The sequence below is a fragment of the Kosakonia beeri genome (genome assembly GCF_054165705.1).
Map to the genome: position 1 here is coordinate 849,955 of NZ_CM135106.1, position 18,801 is coordinate 868,755.

At 54.2% G+C, this 18,801-nt stretch carries 17 protein-coding genes and 1 other RNA gene; 12 read left to right on the forward strand and 6 right to left on the reverse strand.

The window, feature by feature from the left end; all coding sequences use genetic code 11:
* The first annotated feature begins 131 nt into the window (after positions 1 to 131).
* On the forward strand, positions 132 to 767 hold the full coding sequence (argO, locus tag ACUY4S_RS04245) for an arginine exporter ArgO (RefSeq protein ID WP_458023037.1): 636 nt from the start codon (positions 132 to 134) through the stop codon (positions 765 to 767).
* 94 nt (positions 768 to 861) lie between these two features.
* On the forward strand, positions 862 to 1,602 hold the full coding sequence (locus tag ACUY4S_RS04250; protein WP_312691903.1) for an oxidative stress defense protein: 741 nt from the start codon (positions 862 to 864) through the stop codon (positions 1,600 to 1,602).
* 40 nt (positions 1,603 to 1,642) lie between these two features.
* Here the strand turns inward: ACUY4S_RS04250 and argP are convergent, their stop codons facing one another.
* Positions 1,643 to 2,536 (reverse strand): DNA-binding transcriptional regulator ArgP, encoded by an 894-nt coding sequence (argP, locus tag ACUY4S_RS04255; RefSeq protein WP_312691901.1) that lies wholly within the window; start codon positions 2,534 to 2,536, stop codon positions 1,643 to 1,645.
* Between the two features lie 164 nt (positions 2,537 to 2,700).
* On the opposite strand from argP, the gene rpiA reads away from it, so the two are divergent.
* Together rpiA and serA are read left to right on the forward strand one after the other, a co-directional pair.
* The gene (gene rpiA / locus ACUY4S_RS04260) at positions 2,701 to 3,360 is read left to right on the forward strand and encodes a ribose-5-phosphate isomerase RpiA (protein ID WP_312691899.1); all 660 of its coding nucleotides are present in this window, start codon (positions 2,701 to 2,703) and stop codon (positions 3,358 to 3,360) included.
* Positions 3,361 to 3,626: 266 nt separating this feature from the next.
* A complete protein-coding gene (gene serA / locus ACUY4S_RS04265; RefSeq protein ID WP_312691897.1) occupies positions 3,627 to 4,859 on the forward strand; it encodes a phosphoglycerate dehydrogenase in 1,233 nt (410 codons plus the stop codon).
* A 42-nt stretch (positions 4,860 to 4,901) separates the two neighbouring features.
* Here serA and ACUY4S_RS04270 read toward each other — a convergent pair whose 3' ends face one another.
* The 3 genes from ACUY4S_RS04270 to zapA form a co-directional block, all read right to left on the reverse strand.
* Positions 4,902 to 5,498, reverse strand: a complete 597-nt coding sequence (locus tag ACUY4S_RS04270) for a 5-formyltetrahydrofolate cyclo-ligase (protein WP_458023038.1) — start codon at positions 5,496 to 5,498, stop codon at positions 4,902 to 4,904.
* A 15-nt stretch (positions 5,499 to 5,513) separates the two neighbouring features.
* Positions 5,514 to 5,697, reverse strand: a non-coding RNA gene (ssrS, locus tag ACUY4S_RS04275) — 6S RNA.
* 42 nt (positions 5,698 to 5,739) lie between these two features.
* A complete protein-coding gene (gene zapA / locus ACUY4S_RS04280; protein ID WP_017457603.1) occupies positions 5,740 to 6,069 on the reverse strand; it encodes a cell division protein ZapA in 330 nt (109 codons plus the stop codon).
* A 227-nt stretch (positions 6,070 to 6,296) separates the two neighbouring features.
* Here zapA and ACUY4S_RS04285 point away from each other — a divergent pair, with 227 nt between their 5' ends.
* The 8 genes from ACUY4S_RS04285 to ACUY4S_RS04320 all read left to right on the forward strand — a co-directional run bounded on the left by ACUY4S_RS04285 (position 6,297) and on the right by ACUY4S_RS04320 (position 16,391).
* Positions 6,297 to 6,875, forward strand: a complete 579-nt coding sequence (locus tag ACUY4S_RS04285; protein WP_312691891.1) for a YecA/YgfB family protein — start codon at positions 6,297 to 6,299, stop codon at positions 6,873 to 6,875.
* 23 nt (positions 6,876 to 6,898) lie between these two features.
* The gene (gene pepP, locus ACUY4S_RS04290; protein ID WP_312691889.1) at positions 6,899 to 8,215 is read left to right on the forward strand and encodes a Xaa-Pro aminopeptidase; all 1,317 of its coding nucleotides are present in this window, start codon (positions 6,899 to 6,901) and stop codon (positions 8,213 to 8,215) included.
* Positions 8,212 to 9,390: a 2-octaprenyl-6-methoxyphenyl hydroxylase gene (gene ubiH / locus ACUY4S_RS04295; protein WP_458023039.1), complete on the forward strand. Its 1,179-nt coding sequence runs from the start codon at positions 8,212 to 8,214 to the stop codon at positions 9,388 to 9,390. Before pepP ends, ubiH begins: the two co-directional genes overlap by 4 nt.
* Positions 9,391 to 9,408: 18 nt before the next feature.
* On the forward strand, positions 9,409 to 10,611 hold the full coding sequence (gene ubiI / locus ACUY4S_RS04300; RefSeq protein WP_312691885.1) for an FAD-dependent 2-octaprenylphenol hydroxylase: 1,203 nt from the start codon (positions 9,409 to 9,411) through the stop codon (positions 10,609 to 10,611).
* Between the two features lie 420 nt (positions 10,612 to 11,031).
* Complete coding sequence (gcvT, locus tag ACUY4S_RS04305) at positions 11,032 to 12,126, forward strand: glycine cleavage system aminomethyltransferase GcvT (RefSeq protein WP_458023040.1); 1,095 nt, start codon at positions 11,032 to 11,034, stop codon at positions 12,124 to 12,126.
* Between the two features lie 23 nt (positions 12,127 to 12,149).
* Complete coding sequence (gcvH, locus tag ACUY4S_RS04310) at positions 12,150 to 12,539, forward strand: glycine cleavage system protein GcvH (RefSeq protein WP_312691881.1); 390 nt, start codon at positions 12,150 to 12,152, stop codon at positions 12,537 to 12,539.
* A 172-nt stretch (positions 12,540 to 12,711) separates the two neighbouring features.
* Positions 12,712 to 15,585, forward strand: a complete 2,874-nt coding sequence (gene gcvP, locus ACUY4S_RS04315; RefSeq protein ID WP_458023041.1) for an aminomethyl-transferring glycine dehydrogenase — start codon at positions 12,712 to 12,714, stop codon at positions 15,583 to 15,585.
* A gap of 62 nt (positions 15,586 to 15,647) precedes the next feature.
* Entirely contained in the window at positions 15,648 to 16,391 is a 744-nt protein-coding gene (locus tag ACUY4S_RS04320) for an SDR family oxidoreductase (protein WP_458023042.1), read from the forward strand.
* An 80-nt stretch (positions 16,392 to 16,471) separates the two neighbouring features.
* Here the strand turns inward: ACUY4S_RS04320 and ACUY4S_RS04325 are convergent, their stop codons facing one another.
* On the reverse strand, positions 16,472 to 17,905 hold the full coding sequence (locus tag ACUY4S_RS04325) for a 6-phospho-beta-glucosidase (protein WP_458023047.1): 1,434 nt from the start codon (positions 17,903 to 17,905) through the stop codon (positions 16,472 to 16,474).
* 117 nt (positions 17,906 to 18,022) lie between these two features.
* The gene (locus ACUY4S_RS04330) at positions 18,023 to 18,751 is read right to left on the reverse strand and encodes a MurR/RpiR family transcriptional regulator (RefSeq protein WP_458023048.1); all 729 of its coding nucleotides are present in this window, start codon (positions 18,749 to 18,751) and stop codon (positions 18,023 to 18,025) included.
* Between the last annotated feature and the right edge of the window lie 50 nt (positions 18,752 to 18,801).

The following is an 18,801-nucleotide window of genomic DNA, read 5'->3' on the forward strand; positions in this document are numbered from 1 at the left end:
GCCGACACTGTCGGCCTTTTTTATCGTCTTCTTCATTAGCTGTACTTATGTATGATTAAAATTATCAATTTCCGCTAATGAAAATCTCGCGTTATAGTCTGTTTTAGAAACAATTCAGACGGAATTTCGATGTGATATCTTATTATTTTCAAGGCTTTATGCTTGGTGCTGCACTGATCCTCCCTCTCGGCCCGCAAAACGCGTTTGTGATGAATCAGGGGATCCGCAGGCAGTATCACATTATGACTGCACTGCTCTGTACTTTGAGTGATGTTTTACTGATCTGTGCCGGGGTGTTTGGCGGTAGCGCGTTGCTAATGCAGTCCCCGTGGCTGTTAGCGCTGGTGACCTGGGGCGGCGTTGCTTTTTTGCTGTGGTACGGTTTCGGCGCGCTAAAAACGGCACTCAGCAGCCAACCGGATATTGCCAGCGCGGAAGCGTTACGCCAGGGGCGATGGCGTATTATTGCCACAATGCTGGCGGTGACCTGGCTTAATCCGCATGTTTATCTGGATACGTTTGTCGTGCTCGGTAGTCTGGGGGGGCAACTGGATGTTGAACCGCGCCGCTGGTTTGCGTTAGGTACGGTCAGCGCTTCTTTCCTGTGGTTCTTTAGCCTTGCTTTACTGGCCGCCTGGCTGGCACCGCGCCTGCGAACAGCCAAAGCACAGCGGGTAATTAATCTGCTGGTCGGGCTGGTGATGTGGATTATCGCGCTTCAGCTGGCGAAAGAGGGCGTGCACCATTTGCAGGGATTAGTCAGTTAAGGTAAGTCCGATGGACAATTTGCGCCGAGCCGCTAAGCTTGCTGCCAGGCGTCCAGTGTGTGTGGACGTAACAAAGCACCATGGAGGAGCAACGGTGAAATTTAAAGTGATGGCCCTGGCGGCAATGGTTGGTTTCAGCGCAATGGCGGTACAGGCAAATGAATTGCCTGACGGCCCGCATATTGTCACTTCGGGTACGGCAAGCGTGGATGCGACCCCGGACATCGCCACCCTGGCGATTGAAGTTAACGTCGCCGCTAAAGACGCCGCTTCAGCCAAAAAACAGGCTGACGACCGTGTTGCGCAATACCTGAGTTTCCTTGAGCAAAACGGCATCGCCAGGAAGGACATTAATGCCGCGAACTTACGTACTCAGCCCGACTACGACTACCAGAATGGCAAAAGCATTCTGAAAGGTTACCGCGCGGTGCGCACAGTGGAAGTGACGTTGCGCGAGCTGGAAAAACTCAACTCATTGCTGGACGGCGCACTGAAAGCCGGGCTGAACGAGATCCGTTCCGTCTCGCTGGGCGTTGCGCAACCAGAGTCTTTTAAAGATAAAGCCCGCAAAGCGGCCATTGATGATGCGACGCATCAGGCACAGCAACTGGCGGCCGGTTTTAATGCCAGACTCGGCCCTATCTACAGTGTGCGTTACCATGTTTCTAACTATCAGCCAAGCCCGATGGTGCGGATGATGAAAGCCGAAGCAGCAGCGCCAGCTTCAGCGCAGGAAACCTACGAACAGCCGACGATCCAGTTTGATGATCAGGTTGATGTTGTGTTCCAGTTGGAACCTGTACAGAGCCAGCAGCCAGCCCCCGCGGCGAAATAACGCTCACCCTCACCCTCACCCGTTGCGGGTGAGGGCATTATTAATCCTGCCGTAACACGCGGTGCCCATACTCTAACAGCGCATCGGTCACATTGCGCATCATCCGGCTTTCCGGTGCGAAACGGTGCCAGTAAAGCATGCGGCGTTGCAGCAGTCCCGGCGTTAAGTCAATCAACTCGCCGCTGTTCAGCTCTCTTTCAATCTGTAAGTGTGGGATCATACAGCAGGTGGTTCCCTGACGCGCCAGCTGAACAAACGCTTCTGACGAGTTAACGATATGGCATGGCACACTACCCGGCGGTAAATCAAAATACTGTTGTAAAAAGGCCTGGTGCATATCATCCAGGTGGTCAAACGCCACCGCAGGGGCCTTCAGCAGCGCAGCGCGCGTGACACCATTCGGAAAGTAGCGCTCGGCGAATGCTTTCGAACCGACAAACAGGTAATCCAGCGCCCCCAGTTGATCGACCAGGCAGCTCGGCAGAGCCTGCGGCTGGATACTTACTGCCCCCACTACTTCACCGCGACGCAGGCGTTCCTGAGTACGGGTTTCATCTTCGACTTGCAGATTGAGGCGAATGGGCGAGTCCGCCAGGACAGGGGCCAGCGCAGGCAGCAGCCAGGTTGCAAGACTGTCGGCGTTGACCGCCAGCGACAGCAACAGCGGCGTGGAGCCGGTTTGCTCATCGCCCAGCCACTCCTCTTCTAACAACTCGACCTGACGCAGCAGCGCCAACAGCTTTTGCCCCTGTTCAGTCGGGCGGGGCGGCACCGTGCGCACTAATAGCGGCTGGCCGAACATATTTTCGAGCTGCTTAATGCGCTGCGATACGGCGGACTGGGTAATACACAGCTTTTGCGCGGCGCGCTCAAATCCGCGCTCACGGATGACCGCATCAAGGGCTTGTAGTGTTCTGTAGTCCGGACGTTTCATTGCTCGCGCAGTCTCCTGAAAAATGATTACCCAGCACTATGACATAAATTTTTGTCAGATACAGACGAAATTGGCTGTCGCGTAATGTGACACTGGTCACAGGGACATTTAGGGGGTGGCTGGTCTATAATGCGCCTGAAATTTCACACCACAGGTGAACGACCATGACGCAGGATGAACTCAAAAAAGCCGTGGGCTGGGCAGCGCTGAAGTATGTTGAGCCCGGCACCATTGTTGGCGTAGGCACTGGCTCCACCGCCGCGCACTTTATTGACGCGCTGGGCACGATGAAAGGCCAGATTGAAGGCGCCGTTTCCAGCTCGGATGCCTCGACTGAAAAACTGAAAGGCCTGGGTATTACCGTGTTCGATCTCAACGAAGTTGACCGTCTGGGCATTTATGTTGATGGCGCGGATGAGATCAATGGCCAGATGCAGATGATCAAAGGCGGCGGCGCGGCGCTAACGCGTGAGAAAATTATCGCCTCGGTCGCCGATAAGTTTATTTGTATTGCTGATGCGTCCAAGCAGGTCGATATCCTGGGTAAATTCCCGTTACCGGTAGAGGTGATCCCGATGGCTCGCAGCGCAGTCGCACGCGAACTGGTTAAACTGGGCGGTCGCCCGGAATATCGCCAGAATGTGGTAACTGACAATGGCAACGTGATCCTTGACGTTTACGGTCTGGAAATCATCGACCCCGTCGCGCTGGAAAACAGCATTAACGGCATCCCGGGCGTCGTCACTGTAGGGTTATTCGCCAACCGGGGCGCGGATGTAGCACTCATTGGCACCGCTGATGGCGTGAAAACCATCGTAAAATGATCTGACCGGGAGGCGAAGGCCTCCCTGTAAAAAATCCGCGATCGGCAAATTTGGTGATATCTGTCACGTTTATAGGCCTCTCGTCGTCTACCTGCCGCCGTGTTTCGCTTTTCCAGCATTTTTGTCTGCCTTTTCCCTCTGTATGACATTTCTTCAGATGGCCGACGCAAACGTTCATATTGCTGCAATAGTTTTTTTTGATATGTTGACTAGAGCGGATCGTTATCTGCACAACATCACAGTCAAGACAAAACAGGGTCGGGTAAATGGCAAAGGTATCACTGGAGAAAGACAAGATTAAATTCCTGCTCGTTGAAGGAGTTCACCAGAAGGCGCTGGATAGCCTTCGTGCGGCAGGTTATACCAACATCGAATTTCACAAGGGCGCGCTGGACAGCGAACAACTGAAAGAATCTATCCGTGATGCCCACTTCATTGGCCTGCGATCCCGTACTCAACTGACTGAAGATGTCATTGCAGCCGCTGAAAAGCTGGTGGCGATTGGTTGTTTCTGTATCGGTACCAATCAGGTCAATCTGGATGCGGCAGCAAAACGCGGTATTCCGGTATTCAATGCCCCGTTCTCTAACACGCGTTCTGTCGCTGAACTGGTCATTGGCGAACTACTCCTGCTGATGCGTGGCATTCCGGAAGCGAACGCCAAAGCGCACCGCGGCATCTGGAACAAGCTCGCGGTCGGCTCCTATGAAGCTCGCGGCAAAAAACTGGGCATCATCGGTTACGGTCATATTGGCACCCAGCTTGGCATTCTGGCGGAATCGCTGGGCATGCATGTATTCTTTTATGACATTGAAAACAAACTGCCGCTGGGTAACGCCACACAGGTACAGCATCTTTCCGATCTGCTGAACATGAGCGATGTTGTCAGCCTGCATGTACCAGAAAACAACTCCACCAAAGATATGATCGGCGTGGAAGAGCTGGCGCTGATGAAGCCAGGCGCACTGCTGATCAACGCCGCACGCGGTACGGTAGTTGATATTCCGGCGCTGTGCGATGCGCTGAAACGCAAACATCTGGCCGGTGCGGCGATTGACGTCTTCCCGACAGAACCGGCAACTAACAGCGATCCGTTTGATTCCCCGCTGTGCGAGTTCGACAACGTGCTGCTGACGCCGCATATTGGTGGCTCCACGCAGGAAGCGCAGGAAAACATCGGTCTGGAAGTCGCAGGGAAACTGATAAAGTACTCTGATAATGGCTCTACGCTGTCTGCCGTTAACTTCCCTGAAGTGTCTCTGCCGCTGCATGGCGGTCGCCGTCTGCTGCACATCCACGAAAACCGTCCTGGTGTGCTGACTGCGCTGAACCAAATCTTCGCCAGCCAGAACATCAACATTGCTGCGCAGTATCTGCAAACTACGCCATATATGGGTTATGTGGTTGTGGATATTGAAGCGGATGAAGAGGTGGCGCAGAAAGCGCTGCAGAGCATGAAGGCCATTCCTGGCACCATTCGTTCCCGTCTACTGTTCTGATAAGCCACGCGTCTTCCTCTCCCTGACGGGGGAGGGAGGCCGTTACCATTCCCAGATTTTTGACGGCGTGATCACCGCAGGCAGCGGGACATCCCACTCTTCTACCGGCAATTCACCCACTCCCTGGCAATCATGGGCATAACCCACCGGTTGTAAACCATACCGACGCCAGTTTTGTAACGTCCTGTCGTAAAAACCGCCGCCCATTCCCAGGCGCTGGCCTTGTTCATCAAACGCCACCAGCGGGGTGATAAGTACATCTAACTGCTGGAGTGGCAGCACATCGCGGACGTCCAGTCTGGGCTCCCGGATCTTCAGGCGATTAACCACCAATTCACTGTGCGGATGGTAGTGCAAAAAAAGTAAATTTCCGTGGCTAAAAGGATGCAATACCGGCAGGTAAACGCGTTTGCCGCTGCGCCAGAGTTGTTCGATCAGGGGTTGAGTATCCAGTTCGCCATCAAATGAAAGAAACAGCGCGACAGTATGCGCCATCACGACTGGCGGCCAGGCCATCATACGTGCGGCGGCCTGTTGGGCAAAATGTGCTTGCTGCTCGCTGGTCAGTGCCTGGCGTCGCTGGCGAATGAGTTTGCGCATTTCTTGCCGAGATGAAGGAAAATCAGGAAGTTGTGTCATGGTAGTAAAAAGAAGGGAATCTCCGAGATGCCGCCGCAGGCTGTAACCCTTGAACCCTTGGTTCAAGGTGAATGCGTCGTCATGATTTTAAGGCTTCTCGGACGAACCGAGCATGCTCACCAACCATGGATCGCCACATTCTTGTGGTATGAAATATCGGCTCAGGGGACTGGCCCGCTTGCAAACATCTCAGAGAATTTTTTAACTTCACGGTCACTCTACCACAACTGACCCTGAAGTGTTATTCAAACTTCGGCCCCGGTCTTTCTGTTATGCGACCCTGATCAAGCAATGCCTGTTCGATGGTCTGCTGTAACATCCGAATACGCTGTTCCATGCTGGCGGCGTATTCGCGGGTTTTTGCCTTTTCCTGAGTCAGCTCGTAGCTGATGTTCAGCGCGGCGATAAACACCAACTGCTCAGTATTTGTGACTCTAGTGCGAACTTTCAGATCTTGCAACCGCTGATTCAGATCTTCCGCAGCCTGGTTTAGAGCATCCCTCTGTTCAGGCGGGCAGTTCACTCGCAGTGAACGACCAAAAATTTGGATATCGACGGGTTGTGCAGACATGCCACCTTCCTGCTGTTTGACTGCGCTCTGCCTTCGCATCCGAGCCCTGGGCTGCGAAGGGGCGACACTATATGCTAGCCTGGCGCGTGCTTTCAAGTTTTTTGCGTCTATACCTTAAATATTCAGCGTGCATGCAAAGGCATGGAACGTGAAGCATCACGGGTATATCACCAGGGGCCAAAGTGGTAGCATATCATGAATATTCCCCCCAACGACGACGAATGCGCATGTCTATACAGAACGAAATACCTGGTTACAACGATGTAGGCCAGCTACTCAACCAACAAGGCGTGGGATTGCTTCCTGCTGAAATGCACGGGCTTATCGCGGGGATGCTCTGCGGCGGCAACAAAGACAGCTCCTGGCTGCCGTTGCTGCATGATTTAACCAATGACGGACTGGCGTTCGGCCACGAGCTGGCAGAGGCGCTGCGCAAAATGCATGCAGCAACCAGCGACTCTCTGGAAGACGACGGTTTCCTGTTCCAGCTTTATTTGCCGGATGGCGATGAGGTGAGTGTTTTTGACCGGGCCGATGCGCTGGCTGGCTGGGTCAATCATTTCTTGTTAGGACTGGGCGTAACGCAGCCGAAGCTCGATAAAGTCACGGGTGAAACCGGTGAAGCAATTGACGATCTGCGCAACATTGCGCAGTTGGGCTACGACGAAGAGGAAGATCAGGAAGAGCTGGAGATGTCGCTCGAAGAGATCGTCGAATATGTCCGTGTCGCGGCGTTGCTGTGCCACGACACTTTCACGCGCCCGCAGCCAACCGCACCGGAAGTGCGTAAACCGACATTACATTAATCAGCCTTGCAGGGAGGGGTGTCATGACACAGCTTGAGTTTCTCCGTCGTCGCCAGGCGTTACTGGCGCAGATGGTGCCAGGGAGCGCGGCGCTGATTTTTGCTGCGCCGGAAGTTACCCGCAGCGCCGACAGCGAGTACCCGTATCGGCAGAATAGCGATTTTTGGTACTTCACTGGCTTTAACGAGCCGGAAGCGGTACTGGTACTGATAAAAAGCGATGACACTCATAACCACAGCGTCCTGTTTAACCGCGTGCGCGATAAAACGGCAGAAATCTGGTTCGGTCGCCGTCTCGGCCAGGAAGCTGCGCCGGAAAAATTGAGCGTCGATCGCGCGCTGCCCTTCCCGGATATCAACGAGCATCTTTATCAGTTGCTGAATGGCCTTGATGCGGTTTACCACGCGCAGGGTGAGTTTGAGTATGCTGATAAAGTTCTGTTTACGGCGCTGGATAAGCTGCGCAAAGGTTCGCGTCAGAATCTGACCGCCCCCGCCACGTTGACCGACTGGCGCCCAATTGTGCATGAAATGCGTCTGTTCAAGTCCGCCGAAGAGATTGATGTGATGCGCCGTGCCGGAGAAATTTCTGCGCTGGCGCATACTCGCGCCATGCAGGTTTGCCGTCCGGGCATGTTCGAGTATCAACTGGAAGGTGAGATTCACCATGAATTTAACCGCCACGGTGCGCGTTTTCCCTCCTACAACACGATTGTCGGCTCTGGCGTGAACGGCTGCATCCTGCATTACACCGAAAACGAAAGCCAAATGCGCGACGGCGATTTAGTGTTGATTGATGCAGGCTGTGAATATCAGGGATATGCCGGAGATATCACACGCACGTTCCCGGTGAATGGCAAATTCAGCCCGGCTCAACGTGAAATTTACGACATAGTGCTGGCATCCCTGGAACATTCCCTGACGTTATTCCGACCGGGCACTTCAATTCAGGAAGTGACGGGTGAAGTGGTGCGCATCATGGTAAGCGGGTTGGTAAAACTCGGCATTCTGCACGGTGATGTGGAAGAGCTCATCACCAACAACGCACAGCGCCCTTTCTTTATGCACGGGTTAAGTCACTGGCTGGGGCTGGATGTGCATGACGTCGGCGTTTACGGCCAGGATCGCTCACGCAAGCTGGCGCCGGGAATGGTGCTAACGGTTGAGCCGGGGCTGTATATCGCGCCGGATGCTGATGTACCGGAGCAGTATCGCGGTATTGGCATCCGCGTGGAAGATGACATTGTCATCACAGAAGATGGCAATGAGAACCTGACTGCCAGCGTGGTGAAAACCGCGGATGATATCGAGGCGCTGATGGCGGCGGCACGTCGTTTATGAGCGTGATTATTGTTGGTGGCGGCATGGCGGGCGCCACCCTTGCGCTGGCCATTTCTCGCCTCACTAACGGCCAGTTGCCGGTACATTTGATTGAGGCGACCACGCCTGGTACGGCACATCATCCGGGGTTTGATGCCCGCTCAATTGCCCTGGCGGCAGGAACCTGCCAGCAACTGGAGCGTGTGGGGATCTGGCAGACGCTGGCCGCATGCGCCACGCCCATTTCCACTGTTCACGTAAGCGATCGCGGTCACGCGGGGTTTGTCACGCTGGACGCGCACGATTATCACCTTGATGCGCTGGGCCAGGTGGTGGAGTTGCACGATGTGGGGCAGCGGTTGTTTGCCCTGCTGCAAAACGCCCCGGGCGTTACCCTGCATTGCCCACAAAAGGTCGACCGCTTTTGCCGTACGGAGCAGCACGTCTGCGTAACACTGGAAAGCGGCGAGTCCATTACCGGTCAACTGTTGGTGGCGGCAGACGGTTCGCGTTCTATTATTGGCGGGCAGTCAGGTATTCACTGGGAACAATCGCCTTACGATCAGGTGGCGGTTATTGCCAACGTGACCACCTCCGTAGCCCATCAGGGGAGGGCTTTTGAACGGTTTACTACGCACGGTCCGCTGGCCATGTTGCCTATGTCGCAGGGGCGATGCTCGCTGGTGTGGTGCCATCCGCAGGAAAAACAGCAGCAGGTTGCTGGCTGGTCAGATGAAGAATTTTGCCATGAGTTGCAAAAAGCCTTCGGCTGGCGACTGGGCCGCATCATGCAGACCGGTAAACGCAGTGTTTATCCACTGACGCTCACATGCGCCTCTTCGCCCATCTCTCACCGCACGGTGCTCGTGGGGAATGCGGCGCAAACGCTGCATCCTATTGCCGGGCAAGGTTTTAATCTCGGTATGCGCGACGTGATGACCCTTGCAGAAAGCCTGGCGCAGGCCTGGTCGGCGCAGAACGATGTGGGAAGTTATCCGGTGCTGACGCGCTATCGCAATCGCCGTCATGCGGATAAGAAAGCCACCATCGGTGTAACCGATGGACTGGTGCATCTGTTTGCCAATCATTGGGCGCCGCTGGTCGTCGGGCGTAATGCCGGGCTGATGGCGATGGAATTATTTACCCCGGCGCGCGACAGGCTGGCGCAGCGAACCCTCGGTTGGGTTGCCCGTTAAGGATTTAAGGAGTCTAGAGTGCAGAGTGTTGATGTTGCGATTGTCGGCGGCGGCATGGTGGGGCTGGCGCTGTCCTGCGGGTTACAGGGCAGCGGCCTGCGCGTGGCGGTGCTGGAACAGCAAGTTCCTGAACCATTAGCGGATGATGCGCCACCGGCGCTGCGCGTCTCGGCGATCAATGCCGCCAGCGAAAGGCTGCTTAGCCACCTTGGTGTATGGTCAACTATTATTGCCCGGCGCGCGGGTTGCTACCACGGCATGGAAGTGTGGGACAAAGACAGTTTCGGTCGCATTACTTTTGATGATCACAGCATGGGGTACGATCACCTCGGCTACATTGTTGAAAACGCGGTCATCCAACAGGCGCTGTGGGAAAAAGCCCGGCAGTGCCAGGACGTCACCCTGTTTGCTCCCGCTGGCGTGCAGCAAGTTGCGTGGGGTGAAAACGACGCTTTCCTCACGTTGCAGGACGGAACGATGCTCACCGCACGGCTGGTCGTGGGGGCGGATGGCGCTAATTCGTGGTTACGCAACAAAGCCGATATTCCTCTGACGTTCTGGGATTATCACCATCATGCGCTGGTGGCGACCATCCGCACCGACGAACCACACCAGGCGGTGGCCCGTCAGGTTTTCCATAACGATGGTATCCTCGCCTTTCTGCCGCTCAACGATGCGCATTTGTGCTCTATTGTCTGGTCATTGCCACCCGATCAGGCAAAAGCGATGCAGCAGGCCAGTGATGAAGCCTTTAACCAGGCGTTATGTATGGCGTTCGATAACCGTCTTGGTTTGTGTCATGTGGAGAGTGAACGGCAGGTCTATCCGCTCACCGGGCGTTATGCCCGCCATTTTGCCGGGCACCGTCTGGCACTGGTAGGGGATGCAGCCCATACCATTCATCCGCTGGCGGGCCAGGGGGTTAACCTCGGTTTTATGGATGTGGCTGAGCTCATTACCGAACTGCGCCGTTTGCGCAGCCAGGGCAAAGATATTGGCCAGCATCTGTATCTGCGTCGCTATGAACGCAGCCGTAAACACAGCGCGGCAATGATGCTGGCAGGGATGCAAGGTTTTCGCGAATTGTTCGCTGGCGCTCACCCGGCCAAAAAATTGCTGCGCGACATGGGTCTGAAACTGGCCGATACCCTTCCCGGTGTTAAAAGCCAGCTTTTGCGTCAGGCATTAGGTCTGAACGATCTTCCAGAGTGGTTACGTTAACTTCGTCACACTTTCCCTTCCCCATAGCGGGAAGGGTTCCTCCCCCCTCATTTGAAATATTCTAATTTCACGCCATTTTTCACATTACTTTTTCTCATGTGGTGAATTTTCTTTTTCTGGAAAACTCACTCTTTTACCGAGTGAAAAGCTGGTTGAAGACCAATTTTCATGCAATGTGTAATAATAATGACGGTTTTTTGCGGTCATGCGCAGCATAATAAACTTCCTCTGCTTTTCGTGAAAAAGGCCATAAGCTAATGTGATGACCCATTTTGCCTTATGGTTAAGCACGGCTTTCGGTGATAAGTTCAGGCAAAAGAGAACGTTTGCGTTGCTCTGTGTAAATCGGGGCGACAGCGGTTTTCCGGCGCGTTTCACGTCCGGCAAACGTAATAGCTCAGCTTATTCGACGAGGAAAAGATGGCTCAGCAGACCCCCTTGTATGAACAACACACACTGTGTGGCGCCCGAATGGTGGATTTTCATGGCTGGATGATGCCGCTGCATTACGGCTCACAAATTGATGAACACCATGCAGTCCGGACCGATGCCGGAATGTTCGATGTGTCGCACATGACCATTGTCGATCTGAAAGGCGCCCGAACCCGCGAGTTCTTGCGGCATTTGCTGGCGAACGATGTGGCAAAGCTAACGAAGCCCGGTAAAGCGCTTTACACCGGCATGCTAAATGCCTCCGGTGGCGTGATTGATGACCTCATCGTCTACTACTTCACTGAAGATTTCTTCCGCCTCGTTGTAAACTCCGCCACCCGCGAAAAAGACCTCTCCTGGATTGCCCAACACGCTGAACCCTTTGCGATTGAAATTACCGTGCGTGACGATCTGTCACTCATTGCGGTTCAGGGACCGAATGCGCAGGCGAAAGCCGCTTCGCTATTTAACGATGCGCAGCGCCGCGCCGTGGAAGGCATGAAACCGTTTTTTGGCGTTGAAACTGAAGGTTTTTTCATTGCCACGACCGGTTACACCGGGGAAGCAGGCTACGAAATTGCGCTGCCTAATGAGCAGGCCGCCGGTTTCTGGCAACAACTGCGCGATGCTGGCGTCAAGCCATGCGGTCTCGGCGCCCGCGACACGCTGCGTCTTGAGGCGGGTATGAACCTGTATGGTCAGGAAATGGATGAAAGCGTCTCTCCGTTGGCCGCGAATATGGGCTGGACCATCGCCTGGGAGCCGCAGGATCGTGATTTCATTGGACGCGAAGCGCTGGAGTTGCAGCGTGAAAAAGGCACCGAACAACTGGTTGGTCTGGTGATGACGGAAAAAGGCGTACTGCGCAACGCGCTACCGGTACGTTTCACCGACAGCCTTGGCAACGTGCAGGAAGGCGTGATCACCAGCGGCACTTTCTCTCCGACACTTGGCTACAGTATTGCACTGGCGCGTGTTCCGGCGGGCATCGGTGAAACAGCTGTTGTGCAAATCCGCAACCGCGAAATACCGGTAAAAGTGACCAAACCGATTTTTGTGCGCGCAGGCAAAGCTGTCGCGTAACTTTTTTATCTGGAGAGAATGAGATGAGCAACGTACCTGGCGAACTGAAATACAGCAAAGAACACGAATGGCTGCGTAAAGAAGCAGACGGCACTTACACCGTTGGCATCACCGAACATGCACAAGAGTTGCTGGGCGACATGGTCTTCGTTGACCTGCCGGACGTCGGCGCAACGGTTACGGCAGGCGACGATTGCGCCGTAGCCGAGTCGGTCAAAGCGGCATCCGATATTTATGCACCGATTGGCGGCGAAATCGTGGCGGTCAACGATGCGCTGAGCGATTCACCAGAGCGGGTCAACAGCGAGCCGTATGGCGAAGGCTGGATCTTTAAAATCAAAGCCAGCGATGAAGCGGAAGTTGCTGCTCTGCTGGATGCCACCGCATACGCGGCGCTGTTAGAAGACGAATAAATACGCCCTATCCTTCGCGTTGCAAACGCGTTGGCTTCCTTACTTGCTCCAGTCACTACGGATGTTGATTACTGGGGTGAGTTGCGTCGCCGCCTCCCTGCAACGCGAACGATTTAGCGTACTCCGATAATTTCCAAACTCGATTCACTGCACGTTTCAGGAACTCTCGCTCATGACCCAGACGTTAAGTCAGCTTGAAAATCGCGCCGCATTTATCGGCAGGCACATTGGCCCGGACGCATCGCAACAGCAGGAGATGCTGAACACAGTTGGCGCGGATTCATTAAATGCATTGATCGGCCAGATCGTGCCTAAAGACATTCAGCTTGCGACACCACCGCAGGTTGGAGAACCGACCACTGAATTCGCTGCGCTGGCTGAACTGAAAGCGATGGCGGGCCTGAACAAGCGCTTTAAGTCTTATATCGGCATGGGTTATACCGCCGTGCAGCTACCGCCGGTTATTCTGCGTAATATGCTGGAAAACCCGGGCTGGTACACCGCTTACACCCCGTATCAACCCGAAGTCTCGCAGGGACGTCTGGAAGCGTTGCTTAACTTCCAGCAAGTCACGCTGGATCTGACCGGACTGGATATCGCTTCCGCCTCACTGCTGGATGAGGCCACCGCCGCTGCCGAAGCGATGGCGATGGCAAAACGCGTCAGCAAATTGAAAAGCGCCAACCGCTTCTTTGTTGCCGCCGATGTGCATCCGCAAACATTGGATGTGGTGCGCACCCGCGCCGAAACCTTTGGTTTTGAAGTGATTGTCGATGATGCAAGCAAAGTGCTGGATCACCAGGATGTATTCGGTGCGCTGTTACAGCAGGTCGGCACTACCGGTGAGGTACATGCTTACAGCGCGCTTATCGACGAACTGAAAACCCGCAAAATTGTGGTGAGTGTCGCCGCGGATCTGATGGCGTTGGTGCTCCTGACCGCGCCGGGTAAACAAGGGGCTGACATTGTGTTTGGCTCCGCACAGCGTTTCGGCGTTCCGATGGGTTACGGCGGCCCGCATGCCGCTTTTTTTGCTGCAAAAGATGAATTTAAACGCTCCATGCCTGGCCGTATTATCGGCGTGTCGAAAGATGCTGCTGGCAACACCGCGCTGCGTATGGCGATGCAAACGCGTGAACAGCATATTCGCCGTGAAAAAGCGAACTCCAATATTTGTACTTCACAGGTGTTACTGGCCAATATCGCCAGTCTCTATGCGGTGTTCCACGGCCCGGCGGGCCTGAAACGTATTGCCGGGCGCATCCACCGTTTGACCGATATTCTCGCCGCTGGTTTACAGCGTAATGGACTTAAACTGCGCCATGCGCACTACTTCGATACCCTGTGTGTGGAAGTGACCGATAAGGCGGCTGTCCTGGCGCGTGCCGAAGCTCAGGAAATTAACCTGCGCAGCGACATTCTTCATGCCGTGGGAATTACGCTGGATGAAACCACAACCCGCGAAGATGTGCAGGTACTGTTCAACGTACTGTTGGGCGACAATCATGGGCTGGATGTGGATGCCCTGGATAAAGAAGTGGCGCTCGACAGCCGCTCCATTGCGCAAAACATGTTGCGCGATGATGATTTCCTGACGCACCCGGTCTTTAATCGCTACCACAGCGAAACCGAGATGATGCGTTATATGCACTCGCTGGAGCGTAAAGACCTGGCGCTAAACCAGGCGATGATCCCGCTGGGTTCCTGCACCATGAAACTGAACGCCGCTGCGGAAATGATCCCCATTACCTGGCCGGAATTCGCTGAGCTGCACCCGTTCTGCCCGCCGGAACAGGCAGAGGGTTACCATCAGATGATCGCCCAGCTTTCTGACTGGCTGGTGAAACTGACTGGCTATGACGCACTGTGTATGCAGCCGAACTCTGGGGCGCAAGGTGAATACGCCGGGCTGCTGGCGATTCGCCACTATCACGAAAGCCGCAATGAAGGTCATCGTGACATCTGCCTGATCCCCAGCTCTGCCCACGGCACCAACCCGGCGTCTGCGCAAATGGCGGGCATGCAGGTGGTAGTGGTAGCCTGCGATAAAAATGGCAACATTGATCTGACCGATCTGCGCGCGAAAGCTGCACAGGCAGGAGAGAATCTCTCCTGCATTATGGTGACGTATCCGTCCACTCATGGGGTGTATGAAGAGACGATCCGTGAAGTGTGCGAAGTGGTGCATCAGTTCGGCGGCCAGGTTTACCTGGATGGCGCGAACATGAACGCGCAGGTCGGCATTACCTCACCAGGCTTTATTGGCGCAGATGTTTCGCACCTCAACCTGCATAAAACGTTCTGCATCCCACACGGCGGCGGCGGCCCGGGCATGGGACCGATTGGCGTGAAAGCGCATCTCGCACCGTTCGTGCCTGGACACAGCGTAGTGCAGATTGAAGGAATGCTAACCCGCCAGGGCGCAGTATCTGCGGCACCGTTTGGTAGCGCGTCGATTCTGCCGATCAGTTGGATGTATATCCGTATGATGGGCGCCGAAGGGCTGAAGCAGGCCAGTCAGGTAGCGATCCTCAATGCCAACTATATTGCCAGCCGTCTGAAAGAGGCTTTCCCGGTGCTTTATACCGGCCGTGATGGCCGGGTCGCGCATGAATGCATTCTTGACATTCGCCCGCTGAAAGAAGAGACCGGTATTAGTGAGCTGGACATTGCCAAGCGCCTGATCGACTACGGTTTTCATGCGCCGACAATGTCATTCCCGGTCGCGGGCACGCTGATGGTGGAACCTACCGAGTCTGAAAGCAAAGTGGAACTGGATCGCTTTATTGACGCGATGCTGGCGATCCGCGCTGAGATCGATCGTGTGAAACAGGGTGAATGGCCGCTGGAAGATAACCCGTTGGTTAACGCGCCGCATACACAGAATGAGCTGGTAGCAGAATGGAACCACGGTTATACCCGCGAGATGGCCGTTTTCCCGGCGGGCTTGGCAAACAAATACTGGCCGACGGTTAAACGTCTGGATGATGTCTATGGCGACCGTAATCTGTTCTGCTCCTGCGTACCCATGAGCGAGTATCAGTAATTAACTGATTAGACTATCTTTTAAGGGCGCTTCGGCGCCCTTTTTTAATGGTGGAGAACAAGATGGCGATTGCATTAGTGACCGGCGGGAGTCGGGGAATTGGCCGGGCGACCGCGCAACTGCTGGCGCAGGAAGGCTATACCGTGGCGGTAAATTACCACCATAACGCCCAGGCGGCTGGGGACGTGGTGGCAGACATCGTCGCGCAGGGCGGTAAAGCTTTTGCCGTGCAGGCGGATATAAGCGATGAAAAACAGGTGGAAGCCTTGTTTTCCCGTATTGACCAGGCTGCGGAACCGCTGACGGCGCTGGTAAATAATGCCGGGATTTTATTCCCGCAGTGTCGGCTGGAAAACCTCTCCGCGGAGCGTATTAACCAGGTGCTTACCACGAACGTAACCGGGTATTTTCTCTGCTGCCGCGAGGCAGTCAAACGCATGTCACCTCAGGGCGGCGGGCAAGGCGGTGCTATCGTCAATGTTTCTTCTGCGGCTTCGCGCACGGGTTCACCCGGCGAGTATGTTGACTATGCCGCTTCAAAAGGCGCTGTCGATACGCTGACAACCGGGTTGTCGCTGGAAGTCGCAGCATGCGGGATCCGCGTTAACTGTGTTCGCCCGGGGTTTATTTACACCGACATGCATGCCAGCGGTGGAGAGCCAGGACGAGTTGATCGTGTCAGCCCTGCAATACCTATGCAGCGTGGTGGGCAGCCGGAAGAGGTGGCGCAAGCCATCGCCTGGTTGCTGAGCGAGAAAGCTTCTTATGTTACAGGCAGCTTCCTCGACCTGGCGGGCGGCCGCTGAGTGAATGGCGTTACTCTTATCCAGCCCGGCGTTAACCGGGGCTGGATAAGGCAAAGGGCCCTGATCAGGAAGTCAACACATCACAGGTTTTCGCCATTGCTGGCGATCACTTCTTTATACCAGTTAAAGCTTTTTTTCCGTGAACGCGACATATCGCCTGTGCCGTCATCATGTTTATTAACGTAGATAAAACCGTACCGCTTGCTGTACTGACCGGTGGTGAAGGAGACGCAGTCGATGCAGCCCCACGGCGTATACCCCATCAGATCCACACCGTCGTAAGTGACGGCTTCCACCATCTCTTTAACGTGCGCGCGCAGATAATCGATACGGTAATCATCGTTGATGCTGCCATCTTCTTCGACCTTATCGTAAGCGCCAAAGCCGTTTTCCACGATAAACAGCGGTTTCTGATAACGCTCGTAGAGTTCACACAGCGCATAACGCAGGCCCACCGGATCGATCTGCCAGCCCCAGTCAGATGCCTTCACATGTGGGTTGGGCACACTGCCCTGAAAACCTGAGAGCGCATCACCGACGCCGCCTTCTGCTTTGACCGCGTTGGTCATGTAGTAGCTGAAGCCAAGGTAATCGCAGCAGCCTTCACGCAGTATCGCTTCATCGCCGGCTTCCATTTGGATGTTGAAACCACGGCGCTCCCATTCATTGAGCACATAAGACGGGTAGTAACCGCGCAATTGAACGTCGGTAAACACATAGCGTTCGCGCATCGATTCTTGCGCGTACATGACATCTTCCGGCTTACATGAAAAGGGATACAGCGGCACCATTGCCAGCATGCAACCAATCTTCATGGCTGGATTGATACGGTGACCGATTTTGACTGCCATCGCGCTGGCCACAAACTGATGGTGTAGCACCTGGTACATGGTTTCTTCCGGGTTTTCATGGTCGGTGTAGACCACGCCTGAACAGCAGTAGCCGAACAGCGGTGCCCGCCAGTTGCGCTGGTTGTTGATTTCGTTAAAGGTCATCCAGTATTTGACCTTGTTTTTGTAGCGCTCAAAAACTACTTCCGCGAAGCGAACAAAGAAATCGACCACGTTACGGTTCGTCCAGCCGCCGTATTCCTGCACCAGATGCAGTGGCATTTCAAAGTGAGAAAGGGTGATTACCGGCTCGATGTTGTATTTCAACAGTTCATCGAACATATCGTCGTAGAATTTCAGCCCTTCTTCATTTGGCTGCTGTTCATCACCCTTTGGAAAAATGCGTGTCCAGGCAATGGAGGTACGAAAGCATTTGAAGCCCATTTCCGCGAACAGTTTGATGTCTTCTTTGTAGTGCCCGTGGAAGTCAATAGCCTCGTGGTTCGGGTAGTATTTGCCTGCGACAACGTCTTGAGTGATTTCGCGCGGTACGCCATGCGCGCCGCCGGTCAGTACATCGCAGATGCTGGGGCCTTTGCCGCCTTTATTCCAGCCACCTTCAACCTGGTGGGCGGCAACGGCGCCGCCCCATAAAAAGTCTTTTGGTAAGGTTAATTTTTTCATCATTACTGTTCTCGTCATATTGGCTAATAACGAGTCTAACAAAGGGCAATTAAATGTCACGATATAACAAATTGCTGCCAGAGTAATTTGTTACACAGAAAAAACACCCTGTTTTTTTTATGCTATTTTCTTCGCCAGTTTTCGGCCCAATGATTCAAGAATATAAATAACCGGAATTTGCGTTGTAATATCGTAACCCCCGTTCATGCGCGTAGGCGGAACATGCCAGGAGAGGTTAAAATCAGCGAGTTTTGCCAGCCGGGAATGCTCATGACTGGTAATAGAGAGCACTTTGCAGTGATGCAGGCTGAATTGCCCTGCGAAGCGCAGGATCTCTTCCGTCTCGCCGGAGACAGAAAGCACAATTGCCAGCGCATTTTTTGCCATATCATTTGTTACCGGAAAATAAGGATCGTCGATATGGTTACTGAATTTTCCGATATTAGAAAAGAAGCGTGCGCCATATTTTGCCAGCGAGCCTGATGTCCCTGCGCCCACAAATATAATGCGCTCCGAAGCTAATATGATCTCTACGGCATCATCGAGTAATTTATCAAAATCATCGTTATTGACACTTTTAAAAAAGCTGATGATTTCACTGGCACCGAAATTAGTCTGAAGAGGTTCGTTTTGCTCCAGATATAATTTGAAACGCACGCGAAACTCAGAGTAACCTTCGCAGTTGAGCTTGCGACAAAAGCGCAGCACGGTAGTGGTGGAGACGCCCGCCGCGTCGGCCAGTTCCCGAATCGTCATGTACATCACTTTGTCACGATTTTTGACAACAAAGTTATAAACCATCATCTCCAGATTATTGAGGCTGGCGACGGCGGAGTGAGTAAACATCGTCACGGCGGTGTCCTTTGCTTGCTGTTAACATAGCCCGTTTCAGGCAT